Below are 18484 nucleotides of genomic sequence, written 5' to 3' on the forward strand. Positions count from 1 at the left end.
ACCATTCGGGGACCAGCCCGCCTTGACCGTCAGCGGACGACGACGATCCGCGGGGCGCGGAGGACGCTGAGGTGCGCCGAGAGGGCAGCGCCGGCGGCGGTGATCTTGTGCACGTCGGGGTGCAGGTACCGCTGGGTGGTGGTCAGTGAGCCGTGTCCGGCGATCTCGCGTAGGACCTGCACCTGGACGCCGACGTCGGCGAATCAGGTGAGCCCGGTATGGCGCAGGTCGTGGCGGCGCAGGTGTTCGTAGCCGAGCTTGGTGACGATGGTGTCCCAGTGGATGGCGTCGCGCAGCACGGCGGTGGAGATGCGGCCGCCGCGCGGTCCGGTGAACAGGCGGGCGTCGGGGTCCGGGCCGGCGGCGAGGACGCGCTGGGCGACGAGCGGGCGGATCTCCTCGATGACGGGGACTGTAAATCGTTTGGCTCTCCCAAGATTTTCGTAGGCGTTGATCGTTCCGGTGATCTGCCACGAGGAGGGGCTGCTGCTGCCAGGCTGCTGGCGTGTGATGTCGCTGTTGAGGAACTGCTGCCCCCGCTCGTGGGGTTACGGATCGAGCGTGTGGATGCCGGCCTGGTGATGTTGAGAATCACCGCGTTCACCAGGGATGACGTGTCCCAGCGCTGCCCGGGGTGCGGGCAAATGTCGGACTGGACGCACTCGCGGTATCTGCGGCATGTCGCGGACGGGACGGTCAGCGGACGGCCGGTGGTAATCGATCTGTCGGTACGGCGGCTGTACTGCGAGAACCCCGCCTGCCCAAGAACGACGTTCGTCGAGCAGGTCGACGGGCTGACGGAGCGTTATCAGCGCCGGACCCCGGCTCTGCGGCGGATCGTCGAGGCGGTCGCGGTGGCGCTGGCGGGTTCGGCCGGGGCCCGGCTGCTGGCGGTGCTGCACCAGATGCTGTCCTGGGCGACGGTGCTGAACTGTCTGATGCGCATCGCGCTGCGGGACCGGCCGCCGCCCGTGGTGGTCGGGATCGACGAATTCGCCCTGCTCAAGGGGCACCGCTACGCAATGATCATCATCGATGCTGACAGCGGGCAGCGCGTCGACGTGCTGCCCGACCGGAAGGCGGCCATCGTGACCACCTGGCTGCGCGAGCATCCCGGCGTCCGCGTAGTGTGCCGCGACGGCTCGGGCGCCTTCGTTCAGGCCACCACCGACGCCGACCCGACGATCGTGCAGGTCGGCGACCGCTGGCACCTCTGGCACGGCCTGGCCGAAACAGCCCTGAAAGAGATCGGCGCGCACGCCTCGTGCTGGAGCAAGTTCGGCCCGCCCCTGCGCGAGGGCAACCGCGCCACCACCCGGGAACGGTGGCAACAGGTCCATGACCTCCTCGACCAGGGCGTCGGCCTGCTCGCATGCGCCCGGCATCTGGGCGTCTCCCTCAACACGGTCAAACGCTACGCCCGCCACAGCGAGCCGGACCGCATGGTCCGCGCCCCCCGTCTACCGGGCCTGCCTCGTCGATCCCTACCGCGACCACCTGCGCAAACGACGAGCCGAAGACCCGGCTGTCCCCGTCACCCACCTGCTGTCGGAGATCCGCGAGCAGGGCTACACCGGCAGCGCCAACCTCCTGGTCCGTTACATCAACCAGGGCCGCGTCGAGGCCGACCATGCTGCCCTTTCACCCCGCAAGGTCACCGGCCTGCTCACCCGCCACCCCGACCACCTCGACGAGGACCGGCACACTCCGCGCGACCAGCTCGCCCACGCCTGCCCCGAGATGGCCGTGCTGGCCGGCCGGATCCATGCCTTTGCCGACCTGCTCATCCCACGCGAGGGCAACGCCGAGAAGCTGACGGCCTGGATCACCCGGACCCGCAGCGCTGACCTGCCCTTTCTCCACTCCTTCGCGAACGGTCTGGAGCGCGACCGCGCCGCCGTCGACGCCTCCCTCACCCTGCCCCACCACAACGGCCGCACCGAGGGCACCCACACCAAGACCAAGCTCCTCAAGCGCCTGATGTACGGCCGCCCCAGCCACCGCCTCCTGCGTCACATCATCCTGCTCAACCGACGCACGGTCACGGACGATCAACGCCTACGAAAATCTTGGAAGAGCCGCTCGATTGACAGTCCCCCGCCTGGGTGTTCTTCCTGGCCCCGTCCAGATGCGCGAGCGTCGTCGCTCGCTCAGTGGGTTCGTCGGCTGTTCCAGCTGGGCGTGTCCGGGAGGCGTTCCTTTGCGGCTGGCCGCGGCGGTGGTCAGGTCACGGAGTAGAAGCGGATGGCGACTTCGGAGTCGTCGCCGCGGGCGAGGCCGATGAAGACGGTGCGGGCGAGCCAGAGGTGGGCGGGGGCGTCGGTGCGGAAGACGGGGGAGGTTCGGTAGTACACGCCTGTCTCGGACACCTGCAGGGCGCCGTCATACTGGGCGGGGGCGGTGGGGTCGTCCTCGTGGTAGTAACCGCGGTTGGTGATGTCGATGACCGCGCCGTCATCGGCTTGAAGGAGATATCGGGCATCGAGCTGGTAGACCCCGCGGCGTCTGTCGCACCAGTCGCCACCGCCGGCCAGGACAGTGCCGCGCAGGCGGGGGCCGTCGACGGTGCCGCCGGTGATGGGAATGTACTCGGTGATTTCGCCGGCACCGTGCCCGATGTGCAGGGAGGGAGCGAGGAAGACGCGGACCTCGAAGGCGAAGTCGAGGGCGGGGGCGAAACCCGGTCCGACGGCGGGATGCGACTCTGGGGCGATCACGGCACTCCGTAAGGCTGCGGGGCTGGCGGGTCGGTACGGCGGATCCTAGACAAGCCATACCCAGCCCGGTCAACAGCGTTGACGTAGTGCAGCTGATGGGTGTGCTGTGTGGTTCGTGCGGCTGCGGGGGCACCCCCGAGAGGACGGACCGATCAGCGATCGTCGTGGAGTTCCTGGTGCACTGCTCCCCGCACCCGCAGGGATGGCCCCCTCCTGCTGGCCACGGACTACCATCGCGGACTCTGTTTCCAGCCCGCGCGGGGAGGGTCCCGGCTGACCGACCCCTGCACCAGGGCCCTGCTCCCCGCTTTTGCGGGGATGGGTTGGTACCGGTGGCTGTGGGAGTTGCGGTGAGCGTTCCTGACGTGCTGATCATGCCTGTGGCTTGCTTACCAACGTGCTTGCCATGGCTGCTCCCCGCGTGTGCCGAGGACCGTGTGACCGTCACGGCCGGAATCGCTGTCCAGGTCGGCGCCGTCGCTTCGGTGCGGAACTCGCTCTCGGTCGCGGTGATCGTGCGTGTGGGCGAGGGCGGGGAGCTGCTGCCGCGGGTGACTCACCTGCGGTGCGGTGACACCTATGCCCAGCTGGCCGCCGGTGCCTGCGTCGGAGGCACCCTCGGTGATCGGACGGCGTAGAGACGGTCCGTCATCTCCTGGGTGCCACCCGGCTTCCTGTTCGTGTCGACATCGTCCGACCTCTTGTCGGGGCGTCTTCTCGTCTCTACTGTGAACCTTCAAATCCCAGGGAACCCAGGCCCCTGGCTATTTGAGGGATGCATTTTGAACGATCAAATTCGTATGCGGGCGCCGGAGACCAGCAGGCGGGCCGCCCCCGGACCGGCCCCGGGACCGGCCTCCGAAACGGCCCCCGGTGCAGCCCTGGGTGGCGGTCCGACCGTCGGCTACCTCGACTACGCCCGCGTCGGTCCGCTCGCCCCGGAGGCGACCACCGCGCTCGCCAACGCGACCGCGCTGGCCGGTCGTTCCGGGCCCGCCGACCTCGACCGGCTCTTCGCCCGCAGCGACGCCGCCCGCGTCTCGGCGGCCCGGCTCCTCGATGCCAGGCCACACGAGATCGCGCTCGCCCCGTCCACCAGCAACGGCCTGTTCACCGCGGCCGCCGCGCTGCGCGGGCCCGGCACCGTGCTCGTGCCCCGGGACGAGTTCCCCGCCAACGTCTACCCCTGGATCCGCTTCGCCGGCCGGGGCGGCCCCGACGTGCGTCTCGTCGAGCCGGACGGGCCGCGGCACATCTCGCCCGACCTGCTGCGCCGGCACCTCACCCCCGACGTCACCGCACTCACCGTCAGCGCAGTCGACTCGCTCACCGGTCATGTGGCGCCGCTCGCTGCCCTCAAGGAGATCCTCGGGCCGGAGCGGCTGCTGGTCGTCGACGCGATCCAGGGTCTTGGGGCCGTCCCTCTCGACGTGGACGCCGCCGACATCCTCGTCAGCGGAGGCCAGAAGTGGCTACGAGCCGGCTGGGGCGCCGCGTTCCTGCTGATCCGCGACCGGTGCGCCGAGCGACTGGGGCCAGGCCTCGGCGGCTGGGCCGGCGTCACGGACCCCTTCGCGGCGCGGCACCCGGCACCGCCACTGTCGGGCGCGGCAGCGCACCTCGCCACCAACCCGGACTTCCCGGCCGCGGCGGCCATTGGCGCCGCCGTCGACGGTCTGCTCGAACGGGGCGGCCCCGCTGCGGCCGGCACCCGCATCCGGGCCACCCTCGCCGAGTTGCTCGACCGCGCGCGGCGGGCGGGTGCCGAGGTCCTGCTGGACGGACTGGGGGAGCGGGACCGTGCCGGCATCGGCACCTTCCGGCTCCCCGGTCACGACCCCCTCGCCGTCCACCAGGTCCTGGAAGCGGCCGGCGTGATCACCACGCGCCGCGGCGAGTGGATCCGGCTCTCGCCGCACGTCTCCACCCCGCCCGCCGCAGTGGACCTCTTCGCCGAAGCCCTGCACGCGCTCACCCGGCGCACGAGCCACTTCCGGACCAGCACAACGAGCACCAGCAGTACCAGCAGCACAAGCAGTACCAGCAGCACAAGCAGAGCCATCAACCCCGACACCCACGCCCACACCCCCCGTAGCCAGGAGCCGACATGTCCCACCACCTGAGCCGCCGCCAGATCCTCCACCTCGCCACCGCCTCCGCCGCCGGGCTCGGCCTGACCGCCTGCGGAGGCGGCGATTCGGGCGCCGGCTCCGCAGGTGCCGACGGCGACAGCGGTCCCATCACGGTCTGGAGCTGGACCACCGCGGCCGAGGCCCTGCGCGGAGTCGTCCCGTCCTTCGAGCGCGACAACCCCGGCATCGAGGTCGACGTCCAGGATCTCGGCAACCCCGCCATCTGGGACAAGATCACCGTCGGTCTCGCCGCGGGCGGGAAGGGTCTCGGCGACGTCCTCCACATCGGCGTCGACTACCTGCCCGGCTACATGGAGAAGTTCCCCCAGGGCCTCGCCGACCTGTCGAGGCTCGGCGCCGACAAGCACAAGGACGCCTTCGTCGAGGGCCTGTGGCCGACCGTCATAGGCAAGGACAGAGCGGTCCACGCCCTGCCCTGGGAGGTCAACCCCCTCGGGCTCTTCTACCGGAGCGACTACTTCGAGAAGGCCGACGTCGACCCCGCCTCGATCACCAGCTGGGACGACCTGATCGCCGCAGGACCGAAGATCCGAGCCGCCACCGGCGCGCAGCTGATCGGCCTCGACAAGCCCGGCACCACCCAGGACATGGACTTCTTCCAGAATCTGATGCAGCTCCAGGGCGCCTTCTACTTCGACCACGAGGGCAAGGTCACGCTCGCCTCCCCGGAGGCGATCCAGGCCCTCACCGTCATCAAGCGGATCAACGACGCCGGACTCATGGCCGACACCGCCGGCACGGGCACCGGTAAGCGCCTGCTCAGCCAGGGGAAGCTCGCCACCGCCCCGTACCCGGCCTGGGCCATCGAGTACATGGCCACCAAGTTCCCGGCGCAGAGCGGGAAGTGGCGTGTCATGCAGCCGCCCGCCGCCGTGCCCGGCGGCAAGCGCAGCGCCATCGTGAACTCGACCTACCTGACCGTCTCCGCGACGAGCCCGCGGCGCAAGGCCGCCTGGCGCTTCATCGAGTACGCCCTCACCAAGCCGGCCGAGATCAACCGCATGTTCGCCTCCGGCGGCGTCTTCCCCGCCCTCAAGGCGGCTTACGAGGACCCGAAGTTCAGTGCGCCGAACCCCTTCTACGGCGGCCAGAAGGTGCTGCGTTCCTTCGTCGACTCGCTCGCCTCCGGGTCGGACGCGACCAACTTCACCGGCGACTACAGCCGTGCCCTGAAGCTCGCGAGCGATGCCCAGAGCCAGGTCCTCGTCAAGGGTGCCGACCCCGCCGAGGCGCTGAAGGCCGCGGCGAAGCAGCTCGCCCAGCAGACCGGCCGGCAGCAGGCGGCCTGACCATGTCCCTCGCACCTCCCGACCGAGCTCCCGACAGCGAGGCCGCGGCCACCGGAGGGGCCGGTGCCGGCACCGGCCCCTCGGGTCCCGCAAGCGTTCGTGACGACGCCGCCCGCGACAGCGCGACCTCCCGCGACGGGGCGCCTTCCCGTACCAGCGCGGCTTCCCGTAAAGAGGCGACGCCCAGGAGCGAAGCGGCCGCCTACCCCGCCCGCCGCCCGAGCGCCGGCCCCGCCCGCCGCGGACTACTGACCCGGAGATCCTTCCCGTACCTCCTGATCATGCCCGCCGTCCTGGGCTTCGCCGTCTTCAAGGCGTACCCCATCGCCGCGTCGTTCTGGATCAGCCTCACCACCGGCAACGGCGATGCCACCCAGTTCTCCGGACTCGCCAACTACCGCCGGCTCGTGGCCGATCCGCTGTTCTGGACCGCGCTCCAGAACACGGCGCTCATCCTGGTCGTCCAGGTGCCGCTGATGCTGGGCCTCGCCCTGCTCGTCGCGCTCGGCCTCAACTCCACCAAGGTGTGGTTGCGGCCCCTCTGGCGGCTCGGCGTCTTCGTCCCGTCCCTGACCGGCCTGGTCGCGGCGGGCGTGATGTTCTCCGTGATCCTCAACCGCGACGCCGGCCTCATGAACTGGGTGCTCTCGCTCGTCGGCGTCGACCCGGTGAACTGGCTCGGCACCCCCTTCTGGGCCCGCGTCGGCGTCGTCCTCGTCATCACCTGGCACTACACCGGCTACAACGCGGTGATGTACCTCGCCGCACTCCAGGGAATCCCCAAGGAGTTGTACGAAGCGGCCATGGTCGACGGCGCGGGCCCCGTCCGCCGCTTCTTCGCCATCACGCTGCCCCAGATGCGGCCGATCCTGCTCCTCACCGTCGTGCTCTCCACGATCGGCACCCTGCAGCTCTTCGACGAGCCGTACGTCCTGACCGGCGGCGGCCCCGACAACTCCACCCTCACGGTCACCATGTACCTCTACAACAACGGCTTCAAGTACTTCGACTTCGGCTACGCCTCGGCCCTCGCCTACGCACTCGCGCTGATCGTCTCCGTCCTCGGGATCCTGCAGGTCCGCCTGATGGGAGAGCGCCGATGAAGATGCGCGGCCCCCTCCTCACCGTTCTGCTCGCGGGCGCCTTCGGGCTCTGCGTCGGCCCGTTCTACTGGCTCGCGATCGCCGCCACCCAGGACGACAAGGACGTGTTCTCCTGGCCGCCGAAGCTGGTGCCGGGCGGCCACCTCCTCGACAACCTCCAGGGGCTCCAGGAGTCCGTCGGTCTCGCCCGCGTCCTGCTCAACACCTTCGTGGTGGCCGGCGTCCAGACCGTCGGGGCCGTCGTCGTCTCGGTCCTCGCCGGCTACGCCTTCGCCAAGTTCGACTTCCGCGGGCGCAACCTGTTCTTCGTCCTGCTGCTCAGCACCCTGGTCATCCCCGACACGGTGATGCTCATCCCGATCTTCCAGATGATGATGGAACTGGGCCTGATCGACACCTACCAGTCCATCATCCTGCCCGGTCTCGTCACCCCGTTCGGCATCTTCCTGATGCGGCAGGCACTGCGCTCCATGCCCGACGAACTCCTCGACGCCGCCCGCGTCGACGGCGCCGGCGAACTGCGGGTGCTGTGGCGGATCGTCGTCCCGGTCAACCGCCCGATCATCGCTGCCCTGGCCCTGTTCGTCTTCCTCGGCGGCTGGAACCAGTTCGTCTGGCCGCTGATCGCGCTGCGCAGCCCGGAGATGTACACGCTCCCGGTGGCCACGGCTACCCTCCAGGGCCTCTCGACCACGAACTACGCGCAGCTCCTGCTGGCCAGCGCCATCGCCGCCCTCCCCGTGATGGGCCTCTTCCTCGTCCTGCAACGCCAGTTCATCTCCGGCCTCCTGGCCGGGGCGACCAAGGAGTGACTCTCGTGACCACCGCACCGGACCCGACCGGACCTGACGCCACCACCCCGGACGCCACCGCCCCGAACGCGCCCGCCGCCATCGCCTCGGACACGCGCGCCCCGCACACGCCCACCGAGCAGCCCGTCCCCGCCTGGCGCCCCAACTCCGGAAGCAGCTCGGCCACCACTGACACTCCCGCCACCCCCGCCGCCCCTCCAACCGTCGTCCACCGCCCCCTCCCCACCCCCCTACTCCATTCCACCGGCACCCCGCTCACCGTCCACCTCACCGCCCTCGGCAGCGACCAGTGGCAGTCGACCGTCACCCAGGTCACCGACGGCGTGGCCCTGATCGAGGTCCGGGCGGCGGAGGCGGTCACCGTCCGCGCGGAATGGCGCGTCCCCTGCGTCGGAGCCACCGCCTACTGGACCCCCGACACCAACGCCAGCCGCTGGCTCCCGCCCTCCTGGATCGCCCCGCGAACGGTCTCCCTCGCCCTGGGTGCCCCCGTCGCCAGCCTCGTCGGCACCGACGACCGCGCCCTGTGCACCGCCGCGGCGGGCGAGACGGCCGCGCCCGTGCGCGTCGGCGCCGGCGTGGTGGAGGAGAGCGGCGAGTTCGCCTTCACCGTCGAGCAGGAAATCACCCCTGCCGGGCCGCCGTTGCGCGTACGGATCGATCTCACCGGCCGGCACTTCGCCACCACCGTCCGGGCTGTCGCCGACTGGTGGGCCGAGGGGGCCGCGGACCACCCCGGCATCGCCCCCGTCGCACGGATGCCCGCCTATTCCACCTGGTACAGCCTCCACCAGAACGTCGACACCGCCACCGTCGAACGCCAGGCGGCCCTGGCCGCGGCCATCGGCTGCGAGAGCATCATCGTCGACGACGGCTGGCAGACCTCCGACCGTACGCGCGGCTACGGCCACTGCGGCGACTGGGATCCCAACCCGAAGGCCTTCCCCGACCTCGCCGCCCACGTTGCCGAGGTCCACCGCCTCGGCCTCTCCTACCTCCTCTGGTACGCGCTGCCGTTCATCGGCCGTCACAACGAGGCCTGGGACCGCTTCAAGGGCCTGATCCTGCGGGAGGAGCCCCACCTGGACGCGGCCGTGCTCGACCCTCGCCACCCGGAGGTGCGCGCCTACCTGATCGACAAGGTCTCCCGCGCCGTCGAGGAGTGGGGGATGGACGGCGTGAAGATCGACTTCGTCGACCGCTTCGCCGTCACCGACCCCCCGCCCGCACCGGCCGGCACCGACCACGCCGAGGTCCACGACGGCGTACGGCGGCTCGTCGCCGACCTTGACGCCCGGCTGCGCCGTACCCGGCCCGACGTGATCATCGAGCACCGCCAGCCGTACGTCAGCCCCGGCCTCTGGCCGTACGCCACCATGGTCCGCGCCACCGACTGCCCGCTCAGCCCCGCGGAGAACCGCCAGCGCACCGTCGACTGCCGCCTCACCGCGGGCCCGCTCGCCGTCCACGCCGACATGATCATGTGGCACTCCGCCGAGACACCGGAAGCAGTGGCCGTCCACCTCGTCAACGCCCTGTTCTCGGTCCCCCAGATCTCCGTGGACCTCGGCGCCCAGACCGAGGACCAGCTGTCGACCCTACGCTTCTGGCTGGACGTCTTCCGCCGCCACGCCGACGTCCTCCAGCAAGGCGCCCTGGAACCCGAGCGCCCCGACCTCGGCTACCCGCTGGTCCGCGCCCACGACGCCCGTACGACGGTGATCGCGCGCTACGCACCGCTGCCGGTCACCCTGCCGCCCCGACAGCCGCTGACCACCCCGCAGACCGTCCTCGTGGCCAACGCGGACAGCGACGCCGTCGTCCTGATCGGCGTCACCGAGCCCGAACGGGCCCTCGCCCTCGTCCAGGACTGCCGTGGTGAGATCCTGTCCGAGACCGTCCTCGACCTCGTCGCCGGCGTGAACCCGGTGCACGTGCCGACGGGCGGCCTGCTCACCCTGACCCGCGAGGACTGAACGGGACGACGGACGGTGGGTCGGGGCGGCCGTACACCGCCCCAACCCACCGCCCACAGCCACAGCCACAGAGGAACGATGACCGCTCAACAGGTGACCATCGAGGACGTCGCACGGGCGGCGGGAGTTTCCCGCCAGACCGTCTCGAACGCCCTCAACGCCCCCCACCGGCTGCGCGCGACCACGCTCGCCAGGGTCACCGCCGCCATCGAGGAGCTCGGCTACCAGCCGGACCAGTCCGCTCGCAGCCTGCGCACCGGCACCCGCAAGGTCATCGGCTATCCCGCACCCGCCGACAACCCCGCCGACCCGAACCCCCTGATGGGCGGCTTCCTCCAGGCGCTCGTCAGCGCCGCCGACGCCGTGGGCCACCGTGTCCTGCTGTTCCGCTGCGACCCCCAGCAGGGCTCCGGGGCGGTCGCCAAGTCCTTCAACGGACTGATCGCCGCCCGCCAGATCGACGGCTTCGTCCTCTCCGACGTCGTCCACGACGACCCCCGGGTCGACGTGCTCACCGAGGCGGGGTTCCCGTTCGTCGCCTTCGGCCGTACGGCACCCGGGCGCCCGCAGAACTGGGTCGACATCGACTCCGCCGCGGCCACCGCCCAGCTGGTCCACACGCTGCTCGGCCAGGGGCACCGTCGGATCTGTTACGTCAACTCCGCAGCGTCCCTGCCCTGGCTCGCCGACCGCAGGGCCGGCCTGCTCCAGGCCGCGGCGGCCGCCCCCGACGGAGCCTTCGAGGTCAGCGTCCCCGAAGACGACCCGGCTGCGCTCTCCCAGGCGATCCAGCGGCTGCTGGTCGGCCCCGCCCGCCCGACGGCCCTGGTCTGCGCGAGCGACTGGCTCGCCCTGACCGCGTATCAGGCCGTCCGAGTGGCCGGACTCACCGTGGGCACCGACGTCGCCGTCACCGGCTTCAACGACATGCCCCTGTGCACCCTGCTCCAGCCCACTCTCACCAGCGTCCGGCTGCCCCTGGCCACGATCGCGCACGCGCTCGTCGACCGCCTGATCACCGTGGTCGAGGGCACCACCCCCACACCGACGACCGGACTCCTGCTCCCGGCGGAGACGGTCATGCGGGACAGCACGCCGAGCAGGTAGCGAAGCAAGCATGTCTGAAAGATCGCGTAAGTCCGTGATGTGACAGCCTGGCCCGGGGCTCGGCCTCGGGCTGCGATCTCTCGGTTTGGCGACAGTGGTCTGAGAGACGGTGGCGGTTTGTGTGCGGGTGCTGGTCAGTATCGGTTCTTGGGGTGGGGTGTCGCTGTTCCAAGGGGTGAGTTTCCGTGGGGTGTCGCTGTTCCGGGGGTGTTATTGCATGGGGGGGTGACGCTGTCTCAGTTTCGTGAGTTCTGATCCGCTGGCCGGTGGGTGTTGCTGTGCTCGGGGTGTGGATCAGACAGAGCAGTGCCCGGCCCCAGAACGGGCGGGTGGTGATGCGAGTGGGGTCTTGCCGGCTGTGGCTGTTCGAGCGTTGCGCGCTGTGACGGTGTGCCGTCTGCTGGCTTTGCGGCGGGAGGGGAAGCTCACCACTGCGAGGGTGCGGTCGGTGGTGGACGTGTTGGGGGTGCGGGAGCAAGCGGTGTGGTGGTGGCTGGCTGCCACTGAGCGGGATGAGGCCGCGGCTGCGGCGCCGGGGGGACGGGCTGCGTGGCACGGGCGGTTCACTGTCACTGACGAGGTCCGGGCTCTGCTCGCGTTGTGGAAGGGGAACGTTGCTGCTGTCCACCGTGAGTTGGCCGCTCGCGCGGCCAGGGGTGAGGGGGAGCCGCCACCGTCGATTCCGACGCTGCATCGGGCGATCGGTCGTGATCTGTCGCCGGGGGAGCGGGCGGGGCTCGCGGGTGGGGAGCGGGCGGCGCGTAAGCATGATGTGTTTCTTGCCCGGCCGAGTCCCTGGCGGAATCAGGTGTGGGAGACCGACCACATGCAGGCGCCGGTGCTGGTCGATGTCGAGGGCCGGGCCCGCAGGCCGTGGATCACGTGGTTCACCGACTGCGCGACGAACGCGATCACCGGTGTGGCGGTCACCCCGGTCCATCCGTTGCGGGAGTCGGTGCTGGCCGACTTGCGTTCCCCCGTGGTGCGCGAGGAGCCTTACGGCCCCTTCGGCGGTCTGCCGGAGAGGGTACGGGTGGACCGCGGCAAGGACTTCCTGTCCCAGACGGTGAGTGCTGCGTTCACTGTCCTGGACGTGACAGTCGAGGACCTGCCCGTCTACACCCCTCACCTCAAACGCACCGTGGAGGGCCTGAACCAGGCCGTGGGGCCCCGATGCTCTCGCAGAACCCTCTGCCCCGCTCGTGCGGGGGAAGGGTGTCTGGTTTGCCAGTTTCGGTGAAAGTGGTTCAGGTGGGAGTGGGCGTGCGGTAGAACTGCAGGTCATCGAGCCTGCTCCCCGCCTGCGCGGGGCGCGAGAGGATGGCCCCGCGTTCTTCGAGCAGTAGTCGAAGACGCCGACTTACTCCCTGCGCCTGCGGGGATGGTCCCACCAAGCTCGCCCAGAGCCTGGCGTGCGAGGACTATTCCCGCACCCACCGCAGGACTCTACGTCGTGTCCCCGGAAAGGATGGACGTGGGCATGGAATACGCGGTGTGCATGTTCTACCTGGGCGGATCTGATCCCATTCGTGTCGAACCAGTCAGGGACTGAGCTGGCACGCACCAGCCGCCAGTATGCCCGGAGCGACATCCCGCGGCCACGGAACGACCCGATCGGCATCATCCTTCACCTAGGCTGATCCGCCCGGCACAACAAGGGGGCCACCCGGATCTCCCCGGGTAGCCACCCCCTTCGCCTGCCCGCCCCCCCCTACACCGGCGCTGCCTCCGGCTTTCGCTTCGAGCGCAGGGTGGCGAGCGCCGGCCCCTTTCAACCGGATGGAGCTCCATCCAGGTTGACTCCGGAGTGCGCGTCGATGAGCACTTCAACGGTGGCGGTTCAGCAGAGCGGGACGTCGACGGCTCCGATGGCGCATGCAGCTTTCACACACCAGGGTGGCCCTACAGCTCCCAAGCAGTCGCCCTGAATGTGTAGTCGACACCCCATTCGACCGAGAGTCCGTCCAGCTTGGTCCAGCGCACTTCCTCAGTGATAGCCCGAACGACCTTGCCTTCTGCGGTCTCCAGGCACAGCACGGTGCCGCGCTTGATCGGGTCTTCATCTCTGAGCAGGTCGTAGCCTTCGACAGTTTGGATCCCGCCCTGCTTGGCAGCCTCAAGACACTGCTCTGCTGAAGGGGTAGAAGTGCTCGATGTACCTGCAGCGGCCACTTGTACCCCGAGGCCGAAACCAGCGCACCTGTTCAGAGCGAGGTCGGCCTCCTTGGGAACAGACACACGGCTGCGATTGGACGCCACTTGCCCCTTGTCGAAGTCGATGAACGAGTTCCAGCATTCGTTGGATCGCGGTGTGCGGAGCTTGAGAAGGCGCTCGGAGTACACCTCCTTGTACGCCGCCTGCTGCTCCTGTGAATGGGACTTGCTCGGTTCGGGCGCCTTGCTGGTGGCGGTCGGCGTGCCGTCGTTGTCCGGCGCGACCGTTCCCGGAAGTGTGGACGGAACAGAGGGAGACTTGGCATCTGGCTTGCCTTCGGCACTGATCACGACCGGCACGATGATGCCGATGACGCCGATCACGGCGGCGATGGCGATACCCCAGAACGAGATCCTGCTTCCCTGGCTCAAGCCGGAGTACCAGGTGCGCACTCGCTGCAGCCGCGATGGCGGCGGGGACGGCGGGGGCGGCGAGGCCAACGATCCTCCAATTTTCCGTGGTGGTTGGGGCGTATGAGCGTAGGGCGGATCGGTGGTGGTGCCGTCGTGTTTCGGCCTCGAAACGGTCACAGAGCCCATCTCAGCCTCCACGCAGCCCAAGGAGGAAGCGGCCTGGGATTTTAGGGTCTATACGCGCGCCAGTGCGATGCCGCTTACGAGCTGGTGCGTGATTGCGTTGGGGATGCGCGGTCCTGAGCTGGTGGTTTTGTCAGGCGGTGGTGTTGCGGTCGGAGACGAGGTCGGCGATGGCCCGGGTTCCCGTGCCGGAGGGGTTGGTTCGGTGCAGGGGAGGGGTATCCGGTTTGCCGGTTTCGGGGAAAGTGGTTCAGATGGTGCTGTTCGTGGGATAGAACTGCAGGTCACGGAGTCTGCTCCCCGTTCGTGCGGGGATGGACCTCGTATTACGCCGTAATACCTGGTGCTGTGACCGGGATGGTCTACCGTGATCGGAAGGCGGCTCGCGGGACGAGCGCGGTCCGCGAGGCGACTGGTATTACTGGTGCATGCAGGAAGAGACGGCACGCTCCGCGATCGACACGTTCATCTCCGCGTTCAACGCCTCGGACGACAGCTATGTGACTTCCCTGCTCTCCCAGGCGCTGACCTCAGACGTGGTCTTCTGGGGGCCGTTGGGTCGCAGCGAAGGAATCGCGGCGGTCGAGCGGTTCGTGCTGGACATCCGGCGCCACCCGGCGGGGACCGGCACGATGGTGCGCTGTTCAGCGGTGGACATGCCTGACGAATGGGCCCGGTACCAGTGGGTCTTCACCACGCCGGATGGAGGCCCCCGCCTGGCGGGAACGGACGTCGTCCATCTGCGGCGGAGCCTCATCGACCAGGTCATCGTCTTTGCGGGGGAGATCGAGCCGTCCGCCTCCTGAGTCGTCCTTCTGTCGCTGTCCTTCTCGTGAACTTGCCCCTTTCGGCGCTCCGCGGATGCGGGCGCGTTCCTTGCGTTGGGCGGCAAGGACGTCGGGGTGGCGGGCGCTGGCTTTGCGCCGACGCAGGTAGCAGTGCAGTGCGTGGGGTGGCTGCGGTGGTGGGAGTTGGCCAGGGTGAACTGCCGCAGCGGGCCGAAGTGGGCCTCGATCGGGTTGGCCCAGGATGCGTAGGTCGGGGTGAAGCACAGATCGACCTTGTTCTTCTTCGCCCAGTGTCGGCTGTCGGCGCCGGTGTGGGCGGGGAGGTTGTCCAGGATGATGTAGATCGGGGCGCCGTCGGGTCGGGCGGCACGGATCGACTTCAGTGCGGCCAGGGTGTTGACGGTGTCCTTGCGGCGGCGGTTGACGCCCCACAGGCGGTCGTCGCCCATGGAGTAGCAGCCGTGGAAGTAGGTGACGCCGTGGGTGCGGCGGTAGGTCGCCGGCAGCCGGCTGGGCTTGCCCCGTTTTGCCCAGCAGGAGCCTGCGGTGGGTCGGATCCCCAGGGGCCCGAACTTGTCGAAGGCGAAGACCCGGTCCGGGAAGCGTTCCAGAACCTGCTCGATCCGGTCGAGCTTGGCGTCGCGATGATGGTCGGGTGATTCCTTCCATGTCTTGGTGCGCTGGAAGGTGATGCCGCGGCGCCGGAGCAGGCACCGTAAGGCTTCACGGTGTCGGCGTACACGTGAACGTGCCCAGGCGCGTACGGATGAACGTGCCCACCTCCTGACGTACTGGAGATTGATCGTGGGCAGTCTGCTGCCGGCCTGTGAAGGGTGGCGGAGGGCTGCTGACCGTGGTTTTGGACCCGCAACGATGGATGGAGCTTTGACGCTTCCACGGGCTGTTCGAGTCCGGGGCGATGAGCCTGTCGGAGATCGCGAAGGAGACCGGACTCAACCGCCGCACGGTCCGGAAGTATCTGTCCTCTGAAGGCCCGGTTGCCTCGCCTCGTCGGGCTGCGCCGGGACATGGCCGTCGGCGGAAGGTGGACGAGGTCGCGCCCCTGATCGACGCGATGCTGCGGTCCGAGATTCTGATCAAGGGTGCCGTGGTTCACGAGAGGCTGGTGGCCGAGTATGGCTTTACCGGCACCTACCAGCGGGTCAAGCTCTACATGCAGGAGGCCCGGCCGCGGATCGCGGAGGAATTGGGCATCAGCCCGGGCGAGCTGGCCGGTCTGCACCGCAGGTTCGAGGTCGTGCCTGGGGCTCAGGCCCAGGTCGATTGGGGAGACGAGGGGCAGATCCTCGCCCATGTCGGCATCCGAAGGTCTACTCGTTCCACATGACCTTGTCCTACTCGAGGGATCCGTTCTGCTGTTTCACCACCAGCCAGGACCTGGCCACCTTCTTCGACTGCCACCGGCAGGCGTTCGCCCACTTCGGCGGGGTGCCGATGTCGATCGTCTACGACCGCACCAAGACCGTCGTCCGACGCCACGTGGCGCCGGGCGAGGCTGTTCCGCTGCACCCGGAGGCGGTCGGGTTCGCCGGGCACTACGACTTCGACATCGACGTGCTGGCCGCCTACCGGCCCACCGGAAAAGGCCGGGTCGAGCGGCAAGTCCTGATCGTCCGCGACCACGTCCTGGCAGGACGGTCCTTCTCTTCCATCGAGGAGTTGGACTCCGCTTTCAACGCCTGGGTTCCGTTGCGCCGGGCGAAGTCCCACGGCACCCACGGCGAAGTGGTCGGGCACCGCGCGATCCGCGACCACATGGCCCTGCGACCCCTTCCGGGGACGCCCTATGTGGTCACCCAACGGCACCTTCGCTACGTCGGCAAGGACTGTCTGGTCGCCTTCGACGCGAACCTCTACTCAGTGCCGGCCCGCAAAGTCCGCCCGCGCCAGCTGGTGGAAGTCAGGGCCACGAAGTCCCAGATCACGCTGCATTCCACTGTCCCCGGCGCCAACGGCGACACCCTGCTGGCTATCCACCCAAGGGCCAGCGGCCGCGGAGCCTGCGTCGTCGACGAGAAGCACTGGGGCGGTCTTCCAGACGGCCGGAACCGACGGACCACCACCGGTGACATCCCTCCGCAGCCCCGCCATCAGGGCGCACTCAGCGAGGAGACGGCCGGCTCGCTGATGGCTCTCCTGAACCGGGCCGCGGCCGTCCGCGTCGAGGTCGGTTGTAGATCACTGTCGGTCTATGACGAACTGACCGGAACCCGTCCCTTCACCACCTATCCCACGCAGGAGGAGCCCAGTTGACCGAGCTGGTCAGCACCCGAATCCGCACCACAGCCGCCAAGCTCGGCCTGCCCCACCTGGCCGAGAGCCTGAAGCAGTACGCCAGCAGGGCAGACGAGGCCAAGATGGGCTACCTCGACTTCCTCGACCTCGTGTTGGCCGAGGAACTCGCCATTCGTGACGACCGGCGCTTCCGCCAGGGCCTGCGGCTGTCCAAACTGCCGCACCACAAGACGCTCGACGAGTACGACTTCGCATTCCAGCCAGAACTCGATCCCCGGAAGATCAAAGACCTCGCCACCCTCGCCTTCGTCGAGGCCAAGGCCAACGCGGCCCTGCTGGGACCGCCCGGGGTCGGCAAGACCCACATCGCCGTCGCTCTCTCGGTCGCCGCCTGCCGGGCCGGATTCTCGGTCTACTTCACGACCCTCGACGACATGGTCCGCCAGCTCAAGGCCGCCGAAGCCGCCGGCCGACTCAACAGCAAGCTCCGCACCTACCTGCGGCCCGGAGTTCTTGTCGTCGACGAAGTCGGCTACCAGCCCCTCGAACGCGCTGAGGCGAACCTGGTCTTCCAGGTGATCTTCAAGCGTTACGAAAAGGGCTCGATCATCCTGACCTCGAACAAGACCTTCAGCGAATGGGGACAGGTGTTCGGTGGCGAAGTCCTGGCCACAGTCATCCTCGATCGACTCCTGCACCACTGCGACGTCGTCTCCATCAACGGCCCCAGCTACCGACTCAAGAACCGGCTCGCCGCCATCGAACGCGACACCAACGTGGCCTGATCACACCAACTGTCCGTCACCCGTCGTCATCCCGCCGGCTTCCTAGGCGGGCTGGCGGGGCGGCAGAGCCGCTCGGGCACGCCAGAAATCCGCGTCGCGAGGGTCGGTGAGCCATCCGATCAGACGCTCAGCACCTGCTTGGAAGGCACGGGGCAGTGAGGTCTCCTCACCGACAACAAGCCTGAGGGCGTCGACGTCATGGCTGGCGTGATCGGTGTCGCACCAGCAGGCCACGTTCACCGCCGCGTCGACCGCGAGCTGGCCGAAGTCTGTCCACACGACTTGAAGCAGGAACTCCAACTGATCGCCCCCGTCCGCATGCTCGATGACATCCAGGCCGAGCACGACGGGCGTCCACGGCTGCGGGCCCGGGAAGGCCACGTGATCCAGTGCCCACTCCCACTCAGCCTTGTCTCCGTCCGTGCAAGCCGCATCGACTGCACGGGCGGCTTGTTCCAGGGATTCCACGTCGGCAGGCGACAGGCGGGGGAAGAGCGTGGCCAATGGGACATCGTCGAAGGCGCCTCGCATGAGTCGATCATGCGTTCTCTCCGCCGCCAACGACAAGGGCCCACCGCCCTGACCTTTCCCACCACACGGCCGGCATCCTGACGATCACCAAGCTGAGCACGTTCATCCTTACCTGGCTGAGCACTTCAACGAGTACGCCGACAAGTGGGGTCGGAAATACCCGGCGATCGTGCGGCTTTGGGAGAACGCCTGTGCCGAGTTCGTGCCCTTCCTCCA

The 18484-nt window shown here is 68.9% G+C and carries 14 protein-coding genes and 4 pseudogenes; 13 read left to right on the forward strand and 5 right to left on the reverse strand.

The window, feature by feature from the left end; all coding sequences use genetic code 11:
* Window positions 1-29: 29 nt before the first annotated feature.
* Window positions 30-413, reverse strand: a pseudogene (locus ACFYX3_RS40530) (tyrosine-type recombinase/integrase); the annotation flags it as partial.
* Between the two features lie 231 nt (window positions 414-644).
* On the opposite strand from ACFYX3_RS40530, the pseudogene ACFYX3_RS40535 reads away from it, so the two are divergent.
* A pseudogene (locus ACFYX3_RS40535) lies at window positions 645-1190 on the forward strand (transposase); the annotation flags it as partial.
* A 148-nt stretch (window positions 1191-1338) separates the two neighbouring features.
* Complete coding sequence (locus tag ACFYX3_RS40540) at window positions 1339-2238, forward strand: transposase (protein ID WP_389024959.1); 900 nt, start codon at window positions 1339-1341, stop codon at window positions 2236-2238.
* Here the strand turns inward: ACFYX3_RS40540 and ACFYX3_RS40545 are convergent.
* On the reverse strand, window positions 2223-2717 hold the full coding sequence (locus ACFYX3_RS40545; RefSeq protein WP_389024961.1) for a DUF3237 domain-containing protein: 495 nt from the start codon (window positions 2715-2717) through the stop codon (window positions 2223-2225). The two genes, ACFYX3_RS40540 and ACFYX3_RS40545, sit on opposite strands and share 16 nt — an antisense overlap.
* Before the next feature lie 437 nt (window positions 2718-3154).
* On the opposite strand from ACFYX3_RS40545, the gene ACFYX3_RS40550 reads away from it, so the two are divergent.
* From ACFYX3_RS40550 to ACFYX3_RS40585, 8 genes are all read left to right on the forward strand, one after another.
* Entirely contained in the window at window positions 3155-3355 is a 201-nt protein-coding gene (locus tag ACFYX3_RS40550) for a hypothetical protein (protein ID WP_389024963.1), read from the forward strand.
* Window positions 3356-3499: 144 nt separating this feature from the next.
* Window positions 3500-4840: an aminotransferase class V-fold PLP-dependent enzyme gene (locus tag ACFYX3_RS40555; protein ID WP_389024965.1), complete on the forward strand. Its 1341-nt coding sequence runs from the start codon at window positions 3500-3502 to the stop codon at window positions 4838-4840.
* Window positions 4825-6159 carry an ABC transporter substrate-binding protein gene (locus ACFYX3_RS40560; protein ID WP_389024967.1) on the forward strand — a complete coding sequence of 445 codons (1335 nt, stop codon included), beginning with the start codon at window positions 4825-4827 and terminating at the stop codon, window positions 6157-6159. Before ACFYX3_RS40555 ends, ACFYX3_RS40560 begins: the two co-directional genes overlap by 16 nt.
* Before the next feature lie 2 nt (window positions 6160-6161).
* Window positions 6162-7262, forward strand: coding sequence for a carbohydrate ABC transporter permease (locus ACFYX3_RS40565; protein ID WP_389024969.1), 1101 nt, complete (start codon window positions 6162-6164; stop codon window positions 7260-7262).
* A complete protein-coding gene (locus ACFYX3_RS40570) occupies window positions 7259-8074 on the forward strand; it encodes a carbohydrate ABC transporter permease (protein WP_389024971.1) in 816 nt (271 codons plus the stop codon). The genes ACFYX3_RS40565 and ACFYX3_RS40570 overlap by 4 nt, the downstream gene beginning before the upstream one ends.
* A gap of 5 nt (window positions 8075-8079) precedes the next feature.
* Window positions 8080-10050, forward strand: a complete 1971-nt coding sequence (locus ACFYX3_RS40575) for a glycoside hydrolase family 36 protein (protein ID WP_389024973.1) — start codon at window positions 8080-8082, stop codon at window positions 10048-10050.
* Window positions 10051-10128: 78 nt separating this feature from the next.
* A complete protein-coding gene (locus ACFYX3_RS40580) occupies window positions 10129-11157 on the forward strand; it encodes a LacI family DNA-binding transcriptional regulator (RefSeq protein WP_389024975.1) in 1029 nt (342 codons plus the stop codon).
* A gap of 448 nt (window positions 11158-11605) precedes the next feature.
* Window positions 11606-12397 (forward strand): hypothetical protein, encoded by a 792-nt coding sequence (locus ACFYX3_RS40585; protein ID WP_389024977.1) that lies wholly within the window; start codon window positions 11606-11608, stop codon window positions 12395-12397.
* Window positions 12398-13059: 662 nt separating this feature from the next.
* On the opposite strand, the gene ACFYX3_RS40590 is transcribed toward ACFYX3_RS40585, so the two are convergent.
* Window positions 13060-13764 carry a hypothetical protein gene (locus ACFYX3_RS40590; RefSeq protein ID WP_389024979.1) on the reverse strand — a complete coding sequence of 235 codons (705 nt, stop codon included), beginning with the start codon at window positions 13762-13764 and terminating at the stop codon, window positions 13060-13062.
* A gap of 572 nt (window positions 13765-14336) precedes the next feature.
* On the opposite strand from ACFYX3_RS40590, the gene ACFYX3_RS40595 reads away from it, so the two are divergent.
* Window positions 14337-14714, forward strand: a complete 378-nt coding sequence (locus tag ACFYX3_RS40595) for a nuclear transport factor 2 family protein (RefSeq protein ID WP_389024981.1) — start codon at window positions 14337-14339, stop codon at window positions 14712-14714.
* A 51-nt stretch (window positions 14715-14765) separates the two neighbouring features.
* On the opposite strand, the pseudogene ACFYX3_RS40600 reads toward ACFYX3_RS40595, so the two are convergent.
* A pseudogene (locus tag ACFYX3_RS40600) lies at window positions 14766-15433 on the reverse strand (IS630 family transposase); the annotation flags it as partial.
* Window positions 15434-15597: 164 nt separating this feature from the next.
* On the opposite strand from ACFYX3_RS40600, the pseudogene istA reads away from it, so the two are divergent.
* Together istA and istB are read left to right on the forward strand one after the other, a co-directional pair.
* Window positions 15598-16970, forward strand: a pseudogene (istA, locus tag ACFYX3_RS40605) (IS21 family transposase).
* Window positions 16967-17737, forward strand: coding sequence for an IS21-like element helper ATPase IstB (istB, locus tag ACFYX3_RS40610; protein ID WP_389024983.1), 771 nt, complete (start codon window positions 16967-16969; stop codon window positions 17735-17737). Before istA ends, istB begins: the two are co-directional and overlap by 4 nt.
* Before the next feature lie 42 nt (window positions 17738-17779).
* On the opposite strand, the gene ACFYX3_RS40615 is transcribed toward istB, so the two are convergent.
* Window positions 17780-18268 (reverse strand): hypothetical protein, encoded by a 489-nt coding sequence (locus ACFYX3_RS40615; RefSeq protein ID WP_389024985.1) that lies wholly within the window; start codon window positions 18266-18268, stop codon window positions 17780-17782.
* Between the last annotated feature and the right edge of the window lie 216 nt (window positions 18269-18484).

The organism is Streptomyces sp. NPDC002463, assembly GCF_042889835.1.
GTDB lineage: Bacteria > Actinomycetota > Actinomycetes > Streptomycetales > Streptomycetaceae > Streptomyces > Streptomyces nymphaeiformis.

Coding starts and splice junctions, on each gene's coding strand:
- ACFYX3_RS40565 (WP_389024969.1), top strand. CDS start 6,162: ATGTCCCTCGCACCTCCCGACCGAGCTCCCGACAGCGAGGCCGCGGCC.
- ACFYX3_RS40615 (WP_389024985.1), bottom strand. CDS start 18,268: ATGCGAGGCGCCTTCGACGATGTCCCATTGGCCACGCTCTTCCCCCGC.
- ACFYX3_RS40580 (WP_389024975.1), top strand. CDS start 10,129: ATGACCGCTCAACAGGTGACCATCGAGGACGTCGCACGGGCGGCGGGA.
- ACFYX3_RS40570 (WP_389024971.1), top strand. CDS start 7,259: ATGAAGATGCGCGGCCCCCTCCTCACCGTTCTGCTCGCGGGCGCCTTC.
- ACFYX3_RS40560 (WP_389024967.1), top strand. CDS start 4,825: ATGTCCCACCACCTGAGCCGCCGCCAGATCCTCCACCTCGCCACCGCC.
- ACFYX3_RS40540 (WP_389024959.1), top strand. CDS start 1,339: ATGACCTCCTCGACCAGGGCGTCGGCCTGCTCGCATGCGCCCGGCATC.
- ACFYX3_RS40595 (WP_389024981.1), top strand. CDS start 14,337: ATGCAGGAAGAGACGGCACGCTCCGCGATCGACACGTTCATCTCCGCG.